Below are 15,272 nucleotides of genomic sequence, written 5' to 3'. Positions count from 1 at the left end.
CGACTGTTCTACTAAAACTGTAACGATCTTTTGTATAAAACTGTAAAGAGCTGATTTATTTCGATTAAATCTGTAAAGAAGAAATATTTTTTGTAACCCTCTAGCCTACCTCAGGATAGGACACCGAGCAAATATTAGTCTGTCGTTTGCTTTGTAGTGCGGGGTTTTCGGATATGTTGTTTTGGTGATTTTTCGCTGATCTTAGATTGTAGGTGCCTTAACTGGGTTTGTAGCTGGCCGTTAAGCCTCAACTGTTCATCATGGTTACGCCTAGAAGCTTGGAGGTCCTCATTTGAAACTTCGAGTTTCGTTTTAACAGAGTTTAATTCCCCCTTGAGGTTTTCTAATTGAGTGCTGATATCTCGTATTGTCGAGTTTTTGAGATTGAGTTCCTCGGTGTGGGATTTTTGAACCGTTATTGCGTCTTTGACTGCCTTGTTTGCAATTTGCCGTTCCCTTTCAATTTCCATCAAGGCACGATTTTCGTGATCCTTAAGACGAGCCAACGCGCTATCGTGTTCTTTCGAAAGTCTGCTGCTCTCCGCCAAGAAGTCTTGTCTGGCTTTGTCTAGTTGCTGCTCTAGATCATTGCATCGCTGAGTTGCATCCTGCAGGCGTTTAGATTCAACTGTAAGTCGGGTTTTTTCTTGTCTTATAGTTTCCTGCAGATCCATGATATGTGCATTTTTATCAGCATCAGCTTGTTTAAGTCGACTAATGGTCGTCTCAAGTGCGGTGTTATCGGCTCTCAATCTGTCCATTTCTTCTTGCAGCCGATAGAGTTCTTTTTGATGGACTTCTTTTTGTTCGTTAGTTGATGCATTTCCAAGTTCTACAGCGAGCCGCCAAGTTTCTTTCAGTGCATCGGTAAAACCGGATTTCAAACTTTCTGGCATGCCCGGTATTGCCAGGTCTACCCTGCTCCTCTCTCGCTGCGACGCGAAAAATTCTTGAACTGCTTTGGTTGGAGTTCCCATGCTGCCTTTTTTTACTAATCCATAGAGTTTTGTGGGGGTTGGCACGACACCGTGTTGAAAAAACAGAATTTCACAAGTCCTTTTGTAAACATCAATCGTGGCCAAGCCCTGATCCATCATTTTTTGAATTTGTTGACGAATATCGCTATCGAAGTCAGTTTCTTTCACGGAGCGCCTCAGTTTTGTCCTCATTGATATGTATTATTACATAATACGTAATAAACAAACGTTTTAATTGATCTATTTTGACATTACACTTATAATGTCAATGTACCTGTTCACCCGAGGTTGTTTTGAGTTTTGAGCTCATTCCCAGTGCTTTTTCCAAGAATCCAGCATTCCAAATCAGTGCTTTTGATGGTTCTACTGGAGTAAATCGTGCCTCTGGTTCCCGGCAAATTGCGGCCAACAGAGATGTCGATGCCATTTCTGCGTGGCTCATGCAGTTTCAGGCCTCTAAAAGTACATTTGATAGTTACCGCAAAGAGGCCGAGCGGTTGCTGTTGTGGTCTGTTTTGCAGCTGTCAAAACCACTTTCCTCACTCGTGTATGAAGATCTGCAGCTCTATAGGCAATTCTTGTTAGATCCGCAGCCTGCGGACTTTTGGGTGTCTTCCCCAGGACGTCGATTCGGGCGCAACGATCAACGTTGGCGTCCCTTTGCAGGGCCTTTGTCAACAAGTAGTCAAAGGCAGACCTTGGTTATCCTTAGTTCGATGTTTAGTTGGTTGGTTGAGTCCGGGTATTTGGTGGGTAATCCGCTTGCTTTGGGCAAGCGCAGATCATCGGGTGCGCCTAAAATTATTACTCGCTACCTTGATCCCACCCTGTGGCTTGAGGTGAAGGCTTTTATCCTCGAATTGAGATCGACTGATTTGTCCAGGTACCATCGCTTGAGGTGGTTGTTTTCACTGTTTTACCTAGGTGGTTTGCGCATTTCCGAGGTTTCACAGGGGGCAATGGGTGATTTTTATTGCCGAAGAGCCTCAGATGGCAAAGAATTGTGGTGGCTAAGGGTTGTCGGTAAAGGCAATAAAGAGAGACAAATTCCTATTTCCGGAGAGTTTCTTGATGAGTTGTTGCTGTACCGATCCTATATTCAGGTGCCTGGTTTTCCAAGTGAAGAGGAGCAAGTTCCGCTGTTTGGTTCAGCCCGTAATTTTCGCGTTAGGGTTGGTAGATCTTCCATACATGGGACTGTGACCGATTTGTTTGCACATGTGGCGGCCAAATTGCGCATGCAAGGAGATATGCACGCTTTACGTCGTGCATCGCAGCTTGAATCGGCTTCAGCCCATTGGCTTCGCCATACCGCTGGCTCTCACATGGCAAATTCAGGCGTTGATTTGAGAGTGATTCGGGACAATCTGGGCCATGCGTCGATCAGCACAACCTCTATCTATTTACATACCGACGATGATCAGCGTCATGCCGACACTTCAACGGCTCACCGCGTTGGTTGGTCAAATTGATGACTACGGCAACAACTCTTTGATGTCGCATCCGAGGGTGGCTGCAAGTTTGTAGGCCTTTTCAAGGGTGATACGCACCTCTCCCCTTTCAATCCTTCCCATATAGCTGCGATCAATTTCCGCTCTCAGTGCCAATTCATCTTGAGAAAGTCCCCTTAGTTTTCGGGCTGCGCGTACTTTGTTGCCGAATATTTTTACCACGTCTTGCATAGTTGCCTCTCTAGAGGCAAGAACTATCCAAATTTGCGGCTTTAATAGCCACGGATTATAATCCGTCCTTTCTTAAAATCCCCTTTTTTCAGTTGCCAGTAGCCAGGGGGAAATGACACCGATGGAGCATCATGACAAGAAGTCTTTCACCCGAGTTTTATTCAGTTCTGATTGAGGGGAATTTGAACAATTTCACAGTCATGGAATTGAGAGACGCGATTATTCATGAATGTAAAGATGAAACAAATATGACCTTGCGTGACTATCACAAACGTGCGTACCGGGTGGTTCTAAGGCTTCTAACCGCAGGTTTTCTTGAAAAAAGCAAAGACATTTCTGAATTTGCTCGCTACAAGAAAACCCCTCTTTTTGTAGCCTCAGTGTTTAAGCAAAGAGTGACAGTTGAGCGGGGGCCCAAACAGCCCAGGCAACCCAATCAGCCCACGCAAGTCGAGCATGGGGCTCCCAGTTTGCCGGTCAAAGATACTTGCATTCGAGACGAATTGGATCAATTGGTAAAAACTTATCAGGTCGATTTGCTGTCTTCGATCGGTGAATCCGAGGAGTATCTGCGCTTGCACCAAACCTATCCGCAGCTTAAAGCCAAGCTCGAGCCTCATTACCTTAAGTCCAGGGATGTCAGTTCAAAAATACTCGGAAAGATTCGCGCCATTGAAAGCGTGCTTGCTGGCATGCCGAAAGATCCCGTTTTATGAAGCTGCGTCGATGGCAATCCAACTGTCTTACGGGTGCTTTGAACTGGTTCAAAACTCAGTCACATTTCATGTGCTTGGCAACGCCTGGGTCGGGTAAAACCCGGCTATCCGCAGAACTGGCTAAAAGTCTGCTCCAAGCAAATAAAATCGATTTTGTATTGACCTTTGCACCATCAATTGAAGTTGCACAAAACACCTCAAATACTTTCACCAAAGTGCTTGGACGTCGATTTGATGGGCAAATTGGTGCAATAGGCGGCGCTTACACTTACCAAAGTTTGTTATTCATTCAAGCGGATTTTTGGCAGATATTCGATTCCCATCGTGTTTTAGTGGTCTTGGATGAGGTTCATCATTGTGCTGGCAGTGATCTTTCAAACTCAAATTCTTGGGGGGAACAGGTTTTGCTGCGAATTCAAAGTAAAGCCACTTTCAGTATTGCACTTAGTGGTACGCCTTGGCGAAGTGATGACTTGCCAATCGTACTTGCCAAATACACTGATCCTGAAGGCAAGGTTCGCTGTGATTATGAGTATGGTTTGGCCGAGGCAATCCATGATGGAGTTTGCCGAAATCCAAAGCTGGTCCTCATTGATCACGATCGTATTCTCTTGAGGAATCTACAAAGCGGAATCCAGTCGTTCGAATCCTTTGCCGAGTTACTGAGCTCGAATGGCATTACGTATGACCAACTCATTCAAAATCCTCAGGCTGTTCATTTCATGCTGAATCGTGGGTGTCAAAAACTTAAGGAAATTCGCCTAAAAAACCCCAATGCGGCTGGTCTTGTTGTGGCTCGATCGGTTGAGCATGCACACGTTATAGCCGCTGAGCTTTCAAATACATTCGCGCAGTCCGTGAAAGTGGTCACCTACAGAGATCACGATGCTTCGAAAACAATTGATGCTTTTAGGTACTCTAATGAACAATGGATTGTTAGCGTTGGGATGATTAGCGAGGGCACTGATATTCCAAGGTTGCAAGTGTGTTGCCACCTCAGTATTGTCAAAACGGAAATGCATTTCCGACAGGTTTTGGGTCGAATATTGCGTATGACCAATGATGTCGATAAAGATGGTTGGATGTTTGTTTTTGCTGAGCCAACTCTAGTCGAATTTGCAAATGAGCTTCACCATGAAATCCCGGAGTCTCGTGTTGTTCAATTTGATGGTTCTCGCCCACATGTAGCCGCCGAGCAGAGGATTGGCAGGGCTTTTGATGCTTCAACAAAGCTCAACGACTATTCGGAAATTCGCTGCAATGATGACCTGCACCTAACGCCTCAACCAGAGATCTTCGATTCAGAACCAGCGAGGTCTTCCCGTGCTCGGTTGGAATGGGCTGGTCAGTTTAGAGAGCAGATCATTGCAACATTCAATTCATCATTTTAGGGGTGGTCATGTTTTTTGTGCTGGTGAAATCGATACCTCTTTGTGCACCCTCGCCTTCTGTTGATGCGTCATAGAACTGACGGCATGTTATTTTTACATAAATTTTCCGTTTTGAAAGGGGTGTGGATTGGGCACTGTTACACGTATAAATGAAGGTGACTGGAGTGACGGTACCTCATTGTGGCGGTATATGGACATCTATGGATTTTTGAGTCTCCTTACCGGACAGAAGCTGAAGTTTACGAATCTTTCTGAATTTGAAGACGGTTTTGAAGGCCGCATGCCCTTTAGCAATTCAGCAACTCTGAATATTGACTTTTCCGACGACAGCAAATGTTTCTCGAGATCTGTCGACGAAGTTGTTGCCCTTACGGAAAATCTAGAAAGTATCCGCAAAAGAACATGGGTGACGAGCTGGCAGCAATCTGACGATGAGTGCTCCTTGATGTGGCGAGTTTACGGTAGCAGACAAAACGGAGTTGCTTTAAAAACTACTGCTGGTGATTTAATTGCTGCACTTGATCCGACCAATGACTACATTGTTGGTCCGGTTAAATATATCAATTACATCCTCGATAGAGTCCCCGATGAGCAAAACTTTTTCTTCACGTTTCACAAGCAGCAAGGTTACTTCGCTGAGCAGGAATTTCGCATCGCACTAACCGAATCCCATGAAAGTTTTGATGACAAACCTCAGTTCGTTCAGTTTGATTTGAACAAGGCCCTGGAAAAGATAGTGCTCTCTCCATGGGCAGAGAAGTGGCAGTTAGATGCGTTAAAAGAAGTACTGAGATCTTTCATGTTGGATCCCAACCTGATCGGATATTCATCAATATTGAGAGTTGGGAAATGATCTTTCCCTTGATTAATTCGATCTTGCTTGCGACATTATTTCAACGCGATCATATTTGGTTCCGGTTGTGGTTACCGGTTAGTGTTCTGGTGTATTACAAATTTGTAATTCAATTGAGAGGATCTGGTCATTCGCCCCTGCGTAAAGTGTGAGTCATGCCAACGCTTGATTGAAAGCAAAGGCAAAACCCAAACTGATACACTCAAGGAGAATTACCATGAAAACACGTCAATTGATCGCATCCACAGTGTTTGCCATTTCCGCAACGCTTCCAGCTTTTGCCTTGGCCAGCGGCCCTACAGATCACGGTGATGGCACCGACCATGTGGCACTGATCAGCCAAGGCAAACTGGCCACCCAAGCAACGGTGCTAAAAGAGTATCAACAAGCGGTAAAAGCAGATCAGTTCAACCCTCTGGCCGGAGATTCGACAGTGTTGGTACACGAATTCGAATCGTCGAAGTCACGGGCTGAGGTACTGAGTGAGATCAAAAGCGTTGATCTCACAGAAGGCGATGCAAGCTAATGAAGGGGTCAAGGGTTGGTGTTAATTCGCCGCCAACCCGTGCATAATTAACAAATCACTTCAGCAGTTTTTCAGCTTTCCGAAGTTTTTCTTTGGCTTCCAAATAACCTGTTTTAAATACCCAATGACGATCATTCAAACCCAGTTGACCAACATTGGTTAACTGAGGGGCGATGATCATTGTCGCCTGTAACATCTCCAGTTCTTTGATTCTAAAACTCGATATCAAAAAGGTTTGAAACATCAAATCGGTAAGCGTAGAGACCTCAGCAAGCTCGGGGGGATACACCACGTCTACGGCAAGAATTGGAAGATCACTCAAGCGTTTTGCCGGAACTATCGGCAGTGGAGAACTGGCCTGACCATCGATGTAAAGACGGCCATTAATGGAAGGTGGCGTGAAGATACCTGGAATTGTTGAAGATGCCCGCACTGCCTGGGCGACATCACCTGCATTAAAGACCACGGGATGACCTGTTTGGAGGTCTGTGGCCACTATGGCAATTGGTTTCGGGAGATCTTCAAATGTTTGAATGCCGAAATCCCTGCGCAATTGCCGTTCAAGAAACTGACCCGAAAAAACTCCAGCCTCGCCCTTTAAAACTGGCTGTCCCAGATTCGGTAACACGGGTACAAACAGATCACTGTTATTTAGTGATTCTGCACGTTGCATCATTTGATCGGCTGTATAGCCCAAGCCCCAGTACGCAGCCACGACAGCACCCGCACTGGTGCCAATCACCATTCGGGGCTCAAGCCCCAATTCCTCCAGGGCTTTAAGAACTCCGATGTGGGCAAAGCCACGAACCCCTCCACCGGAGAGAACCAAAATAAAGCCCTCCTCCATTTTCTGTGTGCGGGTAGCACGCTCGGCGCTAAACCAAGGTTCCTTCTTTACTGTAACCGTTGGTTTGTGACTTTCCGGATGAACAAAATTTCCGACTGTTTGACAGGCGCAAAGCACCATTGCGGAACCCAGCAAACTCAACATCAATCCCAATTTACCCACAATGACCGATCCATTGGGAAATCCAGGTTTACTTTGCAATGGTGCTTCTCCTGATTACTGTTTCTTCTCGATGTGGGTGATGTTCATGTTTTGATCCACAGCAAAGAGAACATTGTCGCCCTTATTCAGGCCTTCCAGTTGCGCCGCCTCTTTGGCCGAGAAAACCATGGTCATAGGTGGCATTTGAAGGTTTTTGATTTCGCCATGCTTCAAGGTGACCTTACCAGTCTTCGGATCAATTTTTTTCACCTCGCCCTGCGTCATTTCCATGATCTCGGACTGCTTCATCTGCATACCTTCCATGGACTTTTGCTCACCGGCTTTACTTGAATGGACGCCGTGATCTCCCCCGGCAAAAACTGAAGTCGAAATTGACAATGCAAAGATAGAAGCGATTTTGATTAACTGGTTTTTCATGATTGTTTCCTTTCAATGTTTATTGAGTTACTTGTTCAAAATTGATCTTGATAGGTTTTTACTTCCGCATAAACGGACACACTTCCGTCCTTTTTCAGGAGTAACACCTGATAAGGCATGAATTTGTTGCCATATTCCATGCCAGGAGAGCCAACTGGCATCGCTGGAACGGACAGACCAAGTGAATCCTCGGGTGTTTCGTTCAGAAATTCCCTTATGTACTTGGCTGGAACATGGCCTTCAAACACAAAGCCATTCGCCGATACTCCTGTGTGACAGGATTGGTAATTGTTTTCGATACCGAACTGCGCCTTAATGCTGTCTAGGTCTTCGTGATTCGAATACTTCACGGAAAACCCCGATTTTTCCAAGTGTTTAATCCATTCGCCGCAGCAACCGCAGGTCGCTGTTTTGTGTACATGAATGGGTAAAACTTGATTGGCATCAGATTCTGTTGCAGCCACTGAGACTTTCTCAACAGTTGAGAAAGTCTCAGGTTTGATGGCAGCAAAAACACCCAATGCCAAAATTGCAGTTGCAATACCAACAAAAGCAATTCGCTTCACTTTTCAGCTCCAGAGGATTTGGCTACGCGCAGTGGTCCGCGCATACCTGCATCAAAGTGGCCTGCAATCAAGCAGGCAAACTCAAACTCGCCACTTCGGTTGAAAGTCCACACCATCTCAGTGGTTTTGCCCGGAGCCACATGTGCCATATAGGGCTCTTCATGCTCCATGTTTGGAAACTTCTTCATTAAGTCTGCATGCTCCAGGTTCTTGTCTTTTGTCCCCAGAACAAACTCATGCATCAGCTTTCCTTCGTTCTTGACAATAAACTTCACTGTTTCACCTTCCTTGAACTGCAACGAGGATGGCTCAAAGCGCATGCTGTCGGACATTACGACTTTGACAGTGCGGTCTATCTTGGTCGGAGTACCGGCAATGCCCCAAGCGGTTTGCTCAAGAACTGGCTGTGCATTGGAATCTGACTTTTTGTGTTCTTGAGTGCCGTGCGCCAATACGGCCACGGGCAATAAAAGCCCAGCGCCAAGCAGTAGCGATAGGGAATGATTTGCGAATGATTTTTTCATGATTAACTCCTTAGTGGCCCGAATGGACTTGAGGTTTTCTGACCTTCAACTCGATTGTTTCCTGAGGTCGATTGCTGGATTTCATGGCGGGTTTTCCTGCCTTGTCGGACGTAACTGGCTTGGGCATGTCCGGGCCTTCATATTCAAAGGCTACGGTTCTGGCCGGGTGCTTGTACCAACCTGGGTCCGAATAATCCCCAGGCTTTTGGTCTTTGCGCACTTTCAACATGCTGAACATGCCGCCCATTTCCACGGAGCCAAATGGACCATCGCCCGTCATCATGGGTATGGTGTTGTCAGGAATCGGCATCGTCATCTCGGTCATGTCGGCCATGCCCCGTTCACCCATCACCATGTATTCGGGAACGAGTCCCCGGGCTTTTTTGGTAATACCGCGGTGATCCACTCCAATCATGGTGGGAAGATCGTGCCCCATGGCATTCATGGTGTGGTGGCTTTTGTGGCAATGAAAGGCCCAATCACCTTCCTCATTGGCCAGAAAATCAATTTGACGCATTTGCCCCACGGCGATGTCAGTGGTCACTTCGGGCCAACGACTTCCCTTGGGTGTGGGGCCGCCATCGGTGCCACTTACCTCGAATTCATGGCCGTGCAGATGAATGGGGTGATTGGTCATGGTCAAGTTACCAATTCGTATCCGAACCTTGTCGTTTTTTCGAACACACAAGGGCGAAATCCCCGGAAACACGCGGCTGTTCCACGTCCACAAATTAAAATCGAGCATCGTCATGATCTTTGGTGTGTACGCACCAGGATCAATGTCGTAGGCATTCAGCAGAAAACAGAAATCTCGGTCCACGTTATCAATCAAGGGATGTTTGTTTTTGGGGTGAGTCACCCAAAAACCCATCATGCCCATGGCCATTTGCACCATCTCATCGGCATGCGGGTGGTACATGAAGGTACCGGGACGCTTGGCCTCGAACTCATACACAAAGGTTTTGCCGGAAGGAATGGCCGGCTGGTTCAGGCCTGCAACACCGTCCATGCCATTGGGCAGGCGCTGGCCATGCCAGTGCACGCTGGTGTGCTCGGGTAGTTTGTTCGTCACAAAAATACGCACGCGATCACCTTCCACCACTTCAATGGTGGGGCCTGGGCTTTGTCCGTTGTAGCCCCAAAGGTGAGCGACCATACCTGGTGCCATCTCACGCACCACGGGTTCTGCTACCAGGTGGAATTCCTTCACGCCATTGTTCATGCGCCAAGGCAAGGTCCAACCATTCAAGGTGACCACTGGGTTATAGGGGCGCCCAGTGTTGGGGGTCAATGGGTCCATGGTGTCAGGCGAGGTTTGAATGACGGGCTCGGGCAGCGCGGCCATGGCCACTTTGCTGACACTGGCTGCCGCCACTGCGCCACCGGCCATGCCGGCAAACTTAAAAAAATCTCTTCTGGAATTCATTGCTCTTACTCCAAATCTTTTAATGACCAGCAGCGGCTTCAGCCGCTGGACTTTGGGTGCCCATGGAAAGCTTTACATCGCTTGGACTGCCCATCAATGCAGCATCCAAGGCCAGTTGAGCTCGCAGAAAGTTCGCTGATGCGTCAATGGATGACTCGATGGAACGCACCTGATTGCGACTGTCGGCAAGTAGCTCGAAAGTACCAATCAACATGCCGTTGTAACGCAGTGTGTTTTGCTCGGCCAAGGTATCGAGCATTGGAACCACCTCAGTTTGATAGTGCTTGGCAATGTCATAAGCTGTGCGGTAATTGGTGTAACTTTCCCGCAGGTTTGAATCAACATTCCTCATGACCGCCTCAAGCGTGTTGGCCTTGGCCAGTAACTCGGCAGAAAACGCGTCACGCCGCAAGCCACCCCAATCGAACAGGGGCAATCGAATGTCCAGTTCATATCCCTTTGGGTTGGTTTTGGAGCCGGAGTCTCTGTCAAATACAGAATCGCGGCGAATCCCAGCCTCAATGTCTACAAAGGAGCTCACGGTTTCAGCACCAGACACTTTCAATGCCGCATCGTATGCTTGCTTGGCCATTTGAACATCGAGCCGCGCCGTGGCTTGTCTGGACACTTCTTCAGGCTTTTTCACAGTAGCGGGCAAGTCTGGCAAGCGATCTGGAAGTTTTAGCTCCTCAAATTGCTGTGCGTCCAGCCCGAGTACGCGAACCAGCTTTTCCCGGGTAGATGTAGCCTCCTGACGTGCCATGGCCAAGCCAAGCGCAGCATCGGAATAAAACATTTGCTGACGAATGCGTTGAATAATCGTGAAGTTACCCACTTCTTCCATGCGTTTGGCCAATTCAGCACTGGCTTGAGCATTCTCGAATACTTGCTCCGCATATTGCTGTTTTTGCAAAGCGACCACTGCATCGACCCAAGCTGAGCGCGCTTGAGCCACTTGCCCAATTACATCGCCAGCCAACTGCAGTTGAGCTCGCTCAATTCGAAAAGTTGCAGCCTGTTGACGCCAGGGAAGCGTGACCAGATCGAGCAAACCAAAACTGAACAATCGTCCAATTTCAAGTTCATCCCCAACTGTTATTCGTTCGAAATTGAAGATTGGATTGGGAATTCGACCCGATTGGGCAGCCAACGCAGACTCGCTATAGCCCCGAGCCAGCAAAGCCTGGAATTCAGGACTGTTCACCAACATCAGTTCAACTGTCGAATTCAAGTTCAGTGGTTTTTTCAACAGCGCATCTGCCTGCCCTCGCAGCTGCTTGCGCTGCTCATCATTCAGAGCAAGAACCACTTTCTTGTCGGTCATGGACGCTGTGGTTTCATTCAGCTTGGTCATGGATTGATCCATGTTGACAGTGGCGCAACCAGTCAAACCTGCAATCGCCAAGGCCATTGCCGTGTATCTCAAGGTTTTCATCAATGCCCCCCTTGGTGAGCTTCACCGGGGTTCATGGGCTTTTTCATCTTGCTCATGTCATGCCCCATGCCGCTATCCTGCATGGGTTGCTGGTCTTCACCATCTTTCAGGTAAGGCTCACGGGCGTAATATTGCCAGCCACCAATTTTCTCGACATTCTGATTGGCCCCCACCCAATCACGGTCGCCTTCCTTGGGCTTCCATGTTGAGTAGTTCTCAAAGGCTGATTGATACTCAATCTGCAAACCCTCTGACTGGGCATTTGCAAACCCTGTGCTTGCTGCGAGAACTGAACCCGCAAGCAGTAATTGAATAGCCGTGCGCATACACGTACCTCCACCGATAAAATGAAATCAAGAAATGAAATTCAGAATTGGCTTAAGCCAGAATGGGCGGTCGGTAAGGCAGCGCCAGGTCGGCACTGGGCAGAATTGAAGAGAAAGAAACGGAGAAAAGGCGTTTGGACTCGATCAAACCAACTTCAACCACTGGCAGGTCGAGTTTTGCCTTGTAGATGGCATCGCAACTGCAACAGGGCCTTTCTTGGGACTCATGGTCGGCTGAAGCCGGGTGTAGTCCGTTTCCGGCCGAGGTGTGTTCAGCGCAATGATCCGGAATCGACGGGGATGGGCTGAACTCACTGGCAGATTGCTCAACATCACCGGTATGACAACCCACCATGACCGCGAGCGCCGTGCCCTGAAAAATGACAGAGGTGGCGATTACAAACATCAACAGTGATTTGATCACTTTGGTCATGGTTGCGCGGTCCGGTGATTGTTCCAAAGAATAACATCGCTTTCGCAGATGTCAAACCTTGCCTTTAGTTCGAATTAGCAAGACGACGCTCTTCTAGAGTTTGGCTTTGCAATTCACGCAGCACCTCCTGACGGGATTTTCCAGAGCGTGAGTTGCCCCAATCACCGTGTGTGGTCCCATCACCGCTGGCTTCAGAACCAATGATGTTTGCGCTGTAGCCGCGAAATCCCTTGCTGGCGTGTGACGCAGATTTCGCTGGATCTTTGTATCCCAGATGGGGTTCATACACCGCATCGCCCTGACCGGGGTGGAAGGCAGCATCGGCAAGTGCCACTGCAGGTGCAGCAATCGCGAAGGTGGTAATCAAAACAGCGGCGATTTTAATATTTTTCATGATGATCTCCTGATTGACTCGAATTGGAGGGTTGTTTTTCTAGACCCAAGCCTTCAGTCTAGTCAGGGGCACCTGTCAGCTACCTTCCCGGTACATTACAAATATGTAATCTTCACCAAATTCGGGGTGGTTATACTGGGCACCTGCATAACAACCAAGAAAAGTCGATGAAACTGCTTTTGATCGAAGACGACCTGCGGCTGGCCGATTACCTAAAGAAAGGATTGACCGAAGAAGGTTTTGTGGTCGATTTGGCGCGCAATGGGATTGATGGTTTGCATTTGGCCACGCAGGGGCTATACGAAGTGATTGTTCTTGATGGCATGTTGCCTGACATTGATGGTTTGGCCGTGTTGAGCGCCCTGCGCCAATCAAAAAGTATTCCGGTACTGATGCTTACAGCGCGCGCCATGGTTGAGGACAGGGTAAGCGGTCTGAAAGCCGGCGCAGATGATTACTTGGTAAAACCCTTTGCGTTTGCCGAGCTGGTGGCCAGGCTTCACGCCTTGGGGCGTAGAACATCGACCGTAGCTACCGAGAGCCAGACAACCTTGTTGACATTGCTGGATCTGGAATTGGACGCAGTACGCCGCACCGCCAAGCGCGGAGGCAAGGATTTACGGTTAACTGCGAAAGAATTTTCTCTACTTTGGCTACTACTGCGAAGAAAGGGCGAAGTCATCAGCCGCACAGAAATCGCTGAGCTGATTTGGGATATGCATTTTGACAGCGAGACCAATGTGATTGATGTGGCGATTCGCAGGTTGAGGATTAAGCTGGACGATCCGTACGAAATCCCTTTGCTTCATACCGTTCGCGGCATGGGGTACGTTCTCGAAATCAGGACCCAGGGCAAGGAGTGAGCGTGAAATCAATTTCCAGAGCCACCATCGGTTTGACCAGCTCCGTCAGTGTACTGGGAGTGGTGTTACTCGCTGTACTCGTGTATTGCTGCATCCACTATTGGCAGGCCAGGCAACAGGAGGAAACTGCAAGCCGTGCGCTTCATGCAGTTGAACACCTTTTACTAAAACCTACTTCCGAATATTCACCCGAAGACGTGAAACATGGCCTGGAAGAAGTGTTGGGTGGGCAAGGTCGAACCCAAGCCCGAGTTGTTGACAGCCAGGGCAATCGCATGTTCGGGCCAGAGGTGTTCTTCAACGGAGAGGGATCTATTCGGGAATTCTCTCAAGTGTTTGAAACAGAACTTCCCCAACTGCAAGCCAAACGGGTTGAACTGGCAGTGAGCACCGTAGATGACGAACGTTTTCTGAACTTCATTTCAGGAATTTTTGCATCGTCCATCGTGTTGTGGATCCTGGTGTCGGTGTTGATCAGCATGCGACTGATTCGCCTGGTTTTGCGCCCCATCAACCGACTGACTGAACGTATTCACAATTTGGGGCCACGCTCGCTTGATGTGGTGCTGGACGACCACAAAGCCCCGCTTGAATTGCGCCCCTTCATCGACGGATTCAACCGCTTACTGGGGCAACTGCGCGAGAACCGCGAGCAATTGAAACTGTTCAACAGCAATGTTGCACATGAATTGAATACACCACTGTCGAGCTTGACCATCAGCCATGAGCTGCTTCAACGCCGCAAACTGATCGAAGGTGATGAACTTCAAAAAATTGTGGGGGACCACCTCGACGAACTAGACAGGATGGCACGAATTATTCGCAGCATGCTTTTCCTGGCCAATGCAAACCAGGGCAGAGAACTACAACTTCAACCTTTGCAAAGTCTTCGTCAGTTGGTGGTATCAGTCGCGGAATACCTTGAACAGTTGGCCGAAGACAAGGAGCTTCGCATCACAGTTCAGGGCGATGCCAATGTGGAAGTTGAAACTGAATTGATTAAAAGAGCGGTGAGTAACTTGCTGTCCAATGCCATTCGATATGCGCAGACCAACACAGAAATTACCGTGCACATTACCCAAGAAGCAGAGAGGGTGTGGATCAGGGTTTCGAATGAAGGCCCGACAATTGACCCAGTCAAATTGAACCGTCTGTTTGAACCCTTTTTCCGTGCTGAAGAGGGGCGAAGTGACACGGGGAGCAATCACGGACTTGGCCTGGCTATTGTGGCGGCCATTGCGAAACTGCATGGTGGTGATGTGTTTGCAAGCAGCGAAAATCAAGTTACGGTGATTGGCTTTTCGGTTCACACGAAACGACAATCTACACCGGTGGGTCACACCTAAATTCTTGTATGCCTATCTCAATGAATATGCAGTATAAACGCAGTACATATAAATGTATTATGCTTTGTTAAATACTGTATAATGCGTTCATGCCAAAAGGAAAACTCAAACTTAAGACCGTATCGATGACACTTCGTGTCGAACCTCGCGTGAAGGCTGCTGCTGAGCAAGCTGCGAAACGAGTTCGAAGAAGTGTCACTAATTTCATTGAAGTTCTGGTTCTTGAACATTGCGAGTCGGTTGGCATTAATCATGAATTGCACACCGCTCAGGAGGATTCGCATGTCGAAGACGTCAAGATCAAAAAATAAGCCAATTCAAATCCTGGAGAATCTGAATACAGATCCAGTGTCAGGTGAGATCCGGTTCTATCGATCCAATGAGAAAC

18 protein-coding genes are annotated in these 15,272 nt (G+C 48.0%); 7 read left to right on the top strand and 11 right to left on the bottom strand.

The window, feature by feature from the left end; genetic code table 11:
- Positions 1–134: 134 nt before the first annotated feature.
- Positions 135–1,145: a DNA-binding protein gene (locus FCS97_RS00205; RefSeq protein ID WP_171035096.1), complete on the bottom strand. Its 1,011-nt coding sequence runs from the start codon at positions 1,143–1,145 to the stop codon at positions 135–137.
- Between the two features lie 125 nt (positions 1,146–1,270).
- Here FCS97_RS00205 and FCS97_RS00200 point away from each other — a divergent pair, with 125 nt between their 5' ends.
- Positions 1,271–2,449 carry a tyrosine-type recombinase/integrase gene (locus FCS97_RS00200; protein ID WP_138515509.1) on the top strand — a complete coding sequence of 393 codons (1,179 nt, stop codon included), beginning with the start codon at positions 1,271–1,273 and terminating at the stop codon, positions 2,447–2,449.
- A 3-nt stretch (positions 2,450–2,452) separates the two neighbouring features.
- Here the strand turns inward: FCS97_RS00200 and FCS97_RS00195 are convergent, their stop codons facing one another.
- A complete protein-coding gene (locus FCS97_RS00195; RefSeq protein WP_138515507.1) occupies positions 2,453–2,659 on the bottom strand; it encodes a helix-turn-helix domain-containing protein in 207 nt (68 codons plus the stop codon).
- A 131-nt stretch (positions 2,660–2,790) separates the two neighbouring features.
- Here FCS97_RS00195 and FCS97_RS00190 point away from each other — a divergent pair, with 131 nt between their 5' ends.
- The 4 genes from FCS97_RS00190 (at position 2,791) to FCS97_RS00175 (ending at position 6,145) form a co-directional block, all read left to right on the top strand.
- On the top strand, positions 2,791–3,375 hold the full coding sequence (locus FCS97_RS00190) for a hypothetical protein (RefSeq protein WP_138515505.1): 585 nt from the start codon (positions 2,791–2,793) through the stop codon (positions 3,373–3,375).
- The gene (locus tag FCS97_RS00185) at positions 3,372–4,766 is read left to right on the top strand and encodes a DEAD/DEAH box helicase (protein WP_138515503.1); all 1,395 of its coding nucleotides are present in this window, start codon (positions 3,372–3,374) and stop codon (positions 4,764–4,766) included. Before FCS97_RS00190 ends, FCS97_RS00185 begins: the two co-directional genes overlap by 4 nt.
- A gap of 127 nt (positions 4,767–4,893) precedes the next feature.
- Positions 4,894–5,619, top strand: a complete 726-nt coding sequence (locus FCS97_RS00180) for a hypothetical protein (RefSeq protein WP_105029063.1) — start codon at positions 4,894–4,896, stop codon at positions 5,617–5,619.
- Between the two features lie 217 nt (positions 5,620–5,836).
- A complete protein-coding gene (locus FCS97_RS00175) occupies positions 5,837–6,145 on the top strand; it encodes a hypothetical protein (RefSeq protein ID WP_008249208.1) in 309 nt (102 codons plus the stop codon).
- A 55-nt stretch (positions 6,146–6,200) separates the two neighbouring features.
- Here the strand turns inward: FCS97_RS00175 and FCS97_RS00170 are convergent, their stop codons facing one another.
- From FCS97_RS00170 to FCS97_RS00130, 9 genes are all read right to left on the bottom strand, one after another.
- Positions 6,201–7,193 (bottom strand): patatin-like phospholipase family protein, encoded by a 993-nt coding sequence (locus tag FCS97_RS00170; protein ID WP_138515498.1) that lies wholly within the window; start codon positions 7,191–7,193, stop codon positions 6,201–6,203.
- A gap of 15 nt (positions 7,194–7,208) precedes the next feature.
- Positions 7,209–7,571, bottom strand: a complete 363-nt coding sequence (locus FCS97_RS00165; protein ID WP_138515496.1) for a copper-binding protein — start codon at positions 7,569–7,571, stop codon at positions 7,209–7,211.
- Positions 7,572–7,606: 35 nt separating this feature from the next.
- On the bottom strand, positions 7,607–8,137 hold the full coding sequence (locus FCS97_RS00160) for a DUF411 domain-containing protein (protein WP_138515494.1): 531 nt from the start codon (positions 8,135–8,137) through the stop codon (positions 7,607–7,609).
- Positions 8,134–8,661 (bottom strand): cupredoxin domain-containing protein, encoded by a 528-nt coding sequence (locus FCS97_RS00155; RefSeq protein ID WP_105029066.1) that lies wholly within the window; start codon positions 8,659–8,661, stop codon positions 8,134–8,136. The genes FCS97_RS00160 and FCS97_RS00155 overlap by 4 nt, the downstream gene beginning before the upstream one ends.
- 10 nt (positions 8,662–8,671) lie before the next feature.
- Entirely contained in the window at positions 8,672–10,087 is a 1,416-nt protein-coding gene (locus FCS97_RS00150; RefSeq protein ID WP_138515492.1) for a multicopper oxidase family protein, read from the bottom strand.
- A gap of 19 nt (positions 10,088–10,106) precedes the next feature.
- On the bottom strand, positions 10,107–11,522 hold the full coding sequence (locus FCS97_RS00145) for a TolC family protein (protein WP_138515490.1): 1,416 nt from the start codon (positions 11,520–11,522) through the stop codon (positions 10,107–10,109).
- Positions 11,522–11,848, bottom strand: coding sequence for a hypothetical protein (locus tag FCS97_RS00140; protein WP_105029068.1), 327 nt, complete (start codon positions 11,846–11,848; stop codon positions 11,522–11,524). The genes FCS97_RS00145 and FCS97_RS00140 overlap by 1 nt, the downstream gene beginning before the upstream one ends.
- Before the next feature lie 52 nt (positions 11,849–11,900).
- Entirely contained in the window at positions 11,901–12,281 is a 381-nt protein-coding gene (locus tag FCS97_RS00135) for a hypothetical protein (RefSeq protein ID WP_138515488.1), read from the bottom strand.
- Positions 12,282–12,345: 64 nt separating this feature from the next.
- Complete coding sequence (locus FCS97_RS00130; protein WP_105027843.1) at positions 12,346–12,675, bottom strand: hypothetical protein; 330 nt, start codon at positions 12,673–12,675, stop codon at positions 12,346–12,348.
- A 167-nt stretch (positions 12,676–12,842) separates the two neighbouring features.
- Here FCS97_RS00130 and FCS97_RS00125 point away from each other — a divergent pair, with 167 nt between their 5' ends.
- Positions 12,843–13,538, top strand: a complete 696-nt coding sequence (locus FCS97_RS00125) for a heavy metal response regulator transcription factor (protein ID WP_105029873.1) — start codon at positions 12,843–12,845, stop codon at positions 13,536–13,538.
- Positions 13,539–13,540: 2 nt separating this feature from the next.
- A complete protein-coding gene (locus FCS97_RS00120) occupies positions 13,541–14,884 on the top strand; it encodes an ATP-binding protein (protein ID WP_138515485.1) in 1,344 nt (447 codons plus the stop codon).
- Positions 14,885–15,272 lie beyond the last annotated feature (388 nt).

This window comes from Limnobacter alexandrii (genome assembly GCF_005871185.1).
GTDB lineage: Bacteria > Pseudomonadota > Gammaproteobacteria > Burkholderiales > Burkholderiaceae_B > Limnobacter > Limnobacter alexandrii.
This window is presented reverse-complemented; position numbering and strand designations above follow the sequence as displayed.

Bases quoted from the DNA above. Each gene is read 5' to 3' on its own strand.
- FCS97_RS00175 (WP_008249208.1), top strand. From the start codon at position 5,837: ATGAAAACACGTCAATTGATCGCATCCACAGTGTTTGCCATTTCCGCA.
- FCS97_RS00195 (WP_138515507.1), bottom strand. From the start codon at position 2,659: ATGCAAGACGTGGTAAAAATATTCGGCAACAAAGTACGCGCAGCCCGA.
- FCS97_RS00155 (WP_105029066.1), bottom strand. From the start codon at position 8,661: ATGAAAAAATCATTCGCAAATCATTCCCTATCGCTACTGCTTGGCGCT.
- FCS97_RS00190 (WP_138515505.1), top strand. From the start codon at position 2,791: ATGACAAGAAGTCTTTCACCCGAGTTTTATTCAGTTCTGATTGAGGGG.
- FCS97_RS00145 (WP_138515490.1), bottom strand. From the start codon at position 11,522: ATGAAAACCTTGAGATACACGGCAATGGCCTTGGCGATTGCAGGTTTG.
- FCS97_RS00140 (WP_105029068.1), bottom strand. From the start codon at position 11,848: ATGCGCACGGCTATTCAATTACTGCTTGCGGGTTCAGTTCTCGCAGCA.
- FCS97_RS00125 (WP_105029873.1), top strand. From the start codon at position 12,843: ATGAAACTGCTTTTGATCGAAGACGACCTGCGGCTGGCCGATTACCTA.
- FCS97_RS00165 (WP_138515496.1), bottom strand. From the start codon at position 7,571: ATGAAAAACCAGTTAATCAAAATCGCTTCTATCTTTGCATTGTCAATT.
- FCS97_RS00185 (WP_138515503.1), top strand. From the start codon at position 3,372: ATGAAGCTGCGTCGATGGCAATCCAACTGTCTTACGGGTGCTTTGAAC.
- FCS97_RS00150 (WP_138515492.1), bottom strand. From the start codon at position 10,087: ATGAATTCCAGAAGAGATTTTTTTAAGTTTGCCGGCATGGCCGGTGGC.
- FCS97_RS00130 (WP_105027843.1), bottom strand. From the start codon at position 12,675: ATGAAAAATATTAAAATCGCCGCTGTTTTGATTACCACCTTCGCGATT.
- FCS97_RS00135 (WP_138515488.1), bottom strand. From the start codon at position 12,281: ATGACCAAAGTGATCAAATCACTGTTGATGTTTGTAATCGCCACCTCT.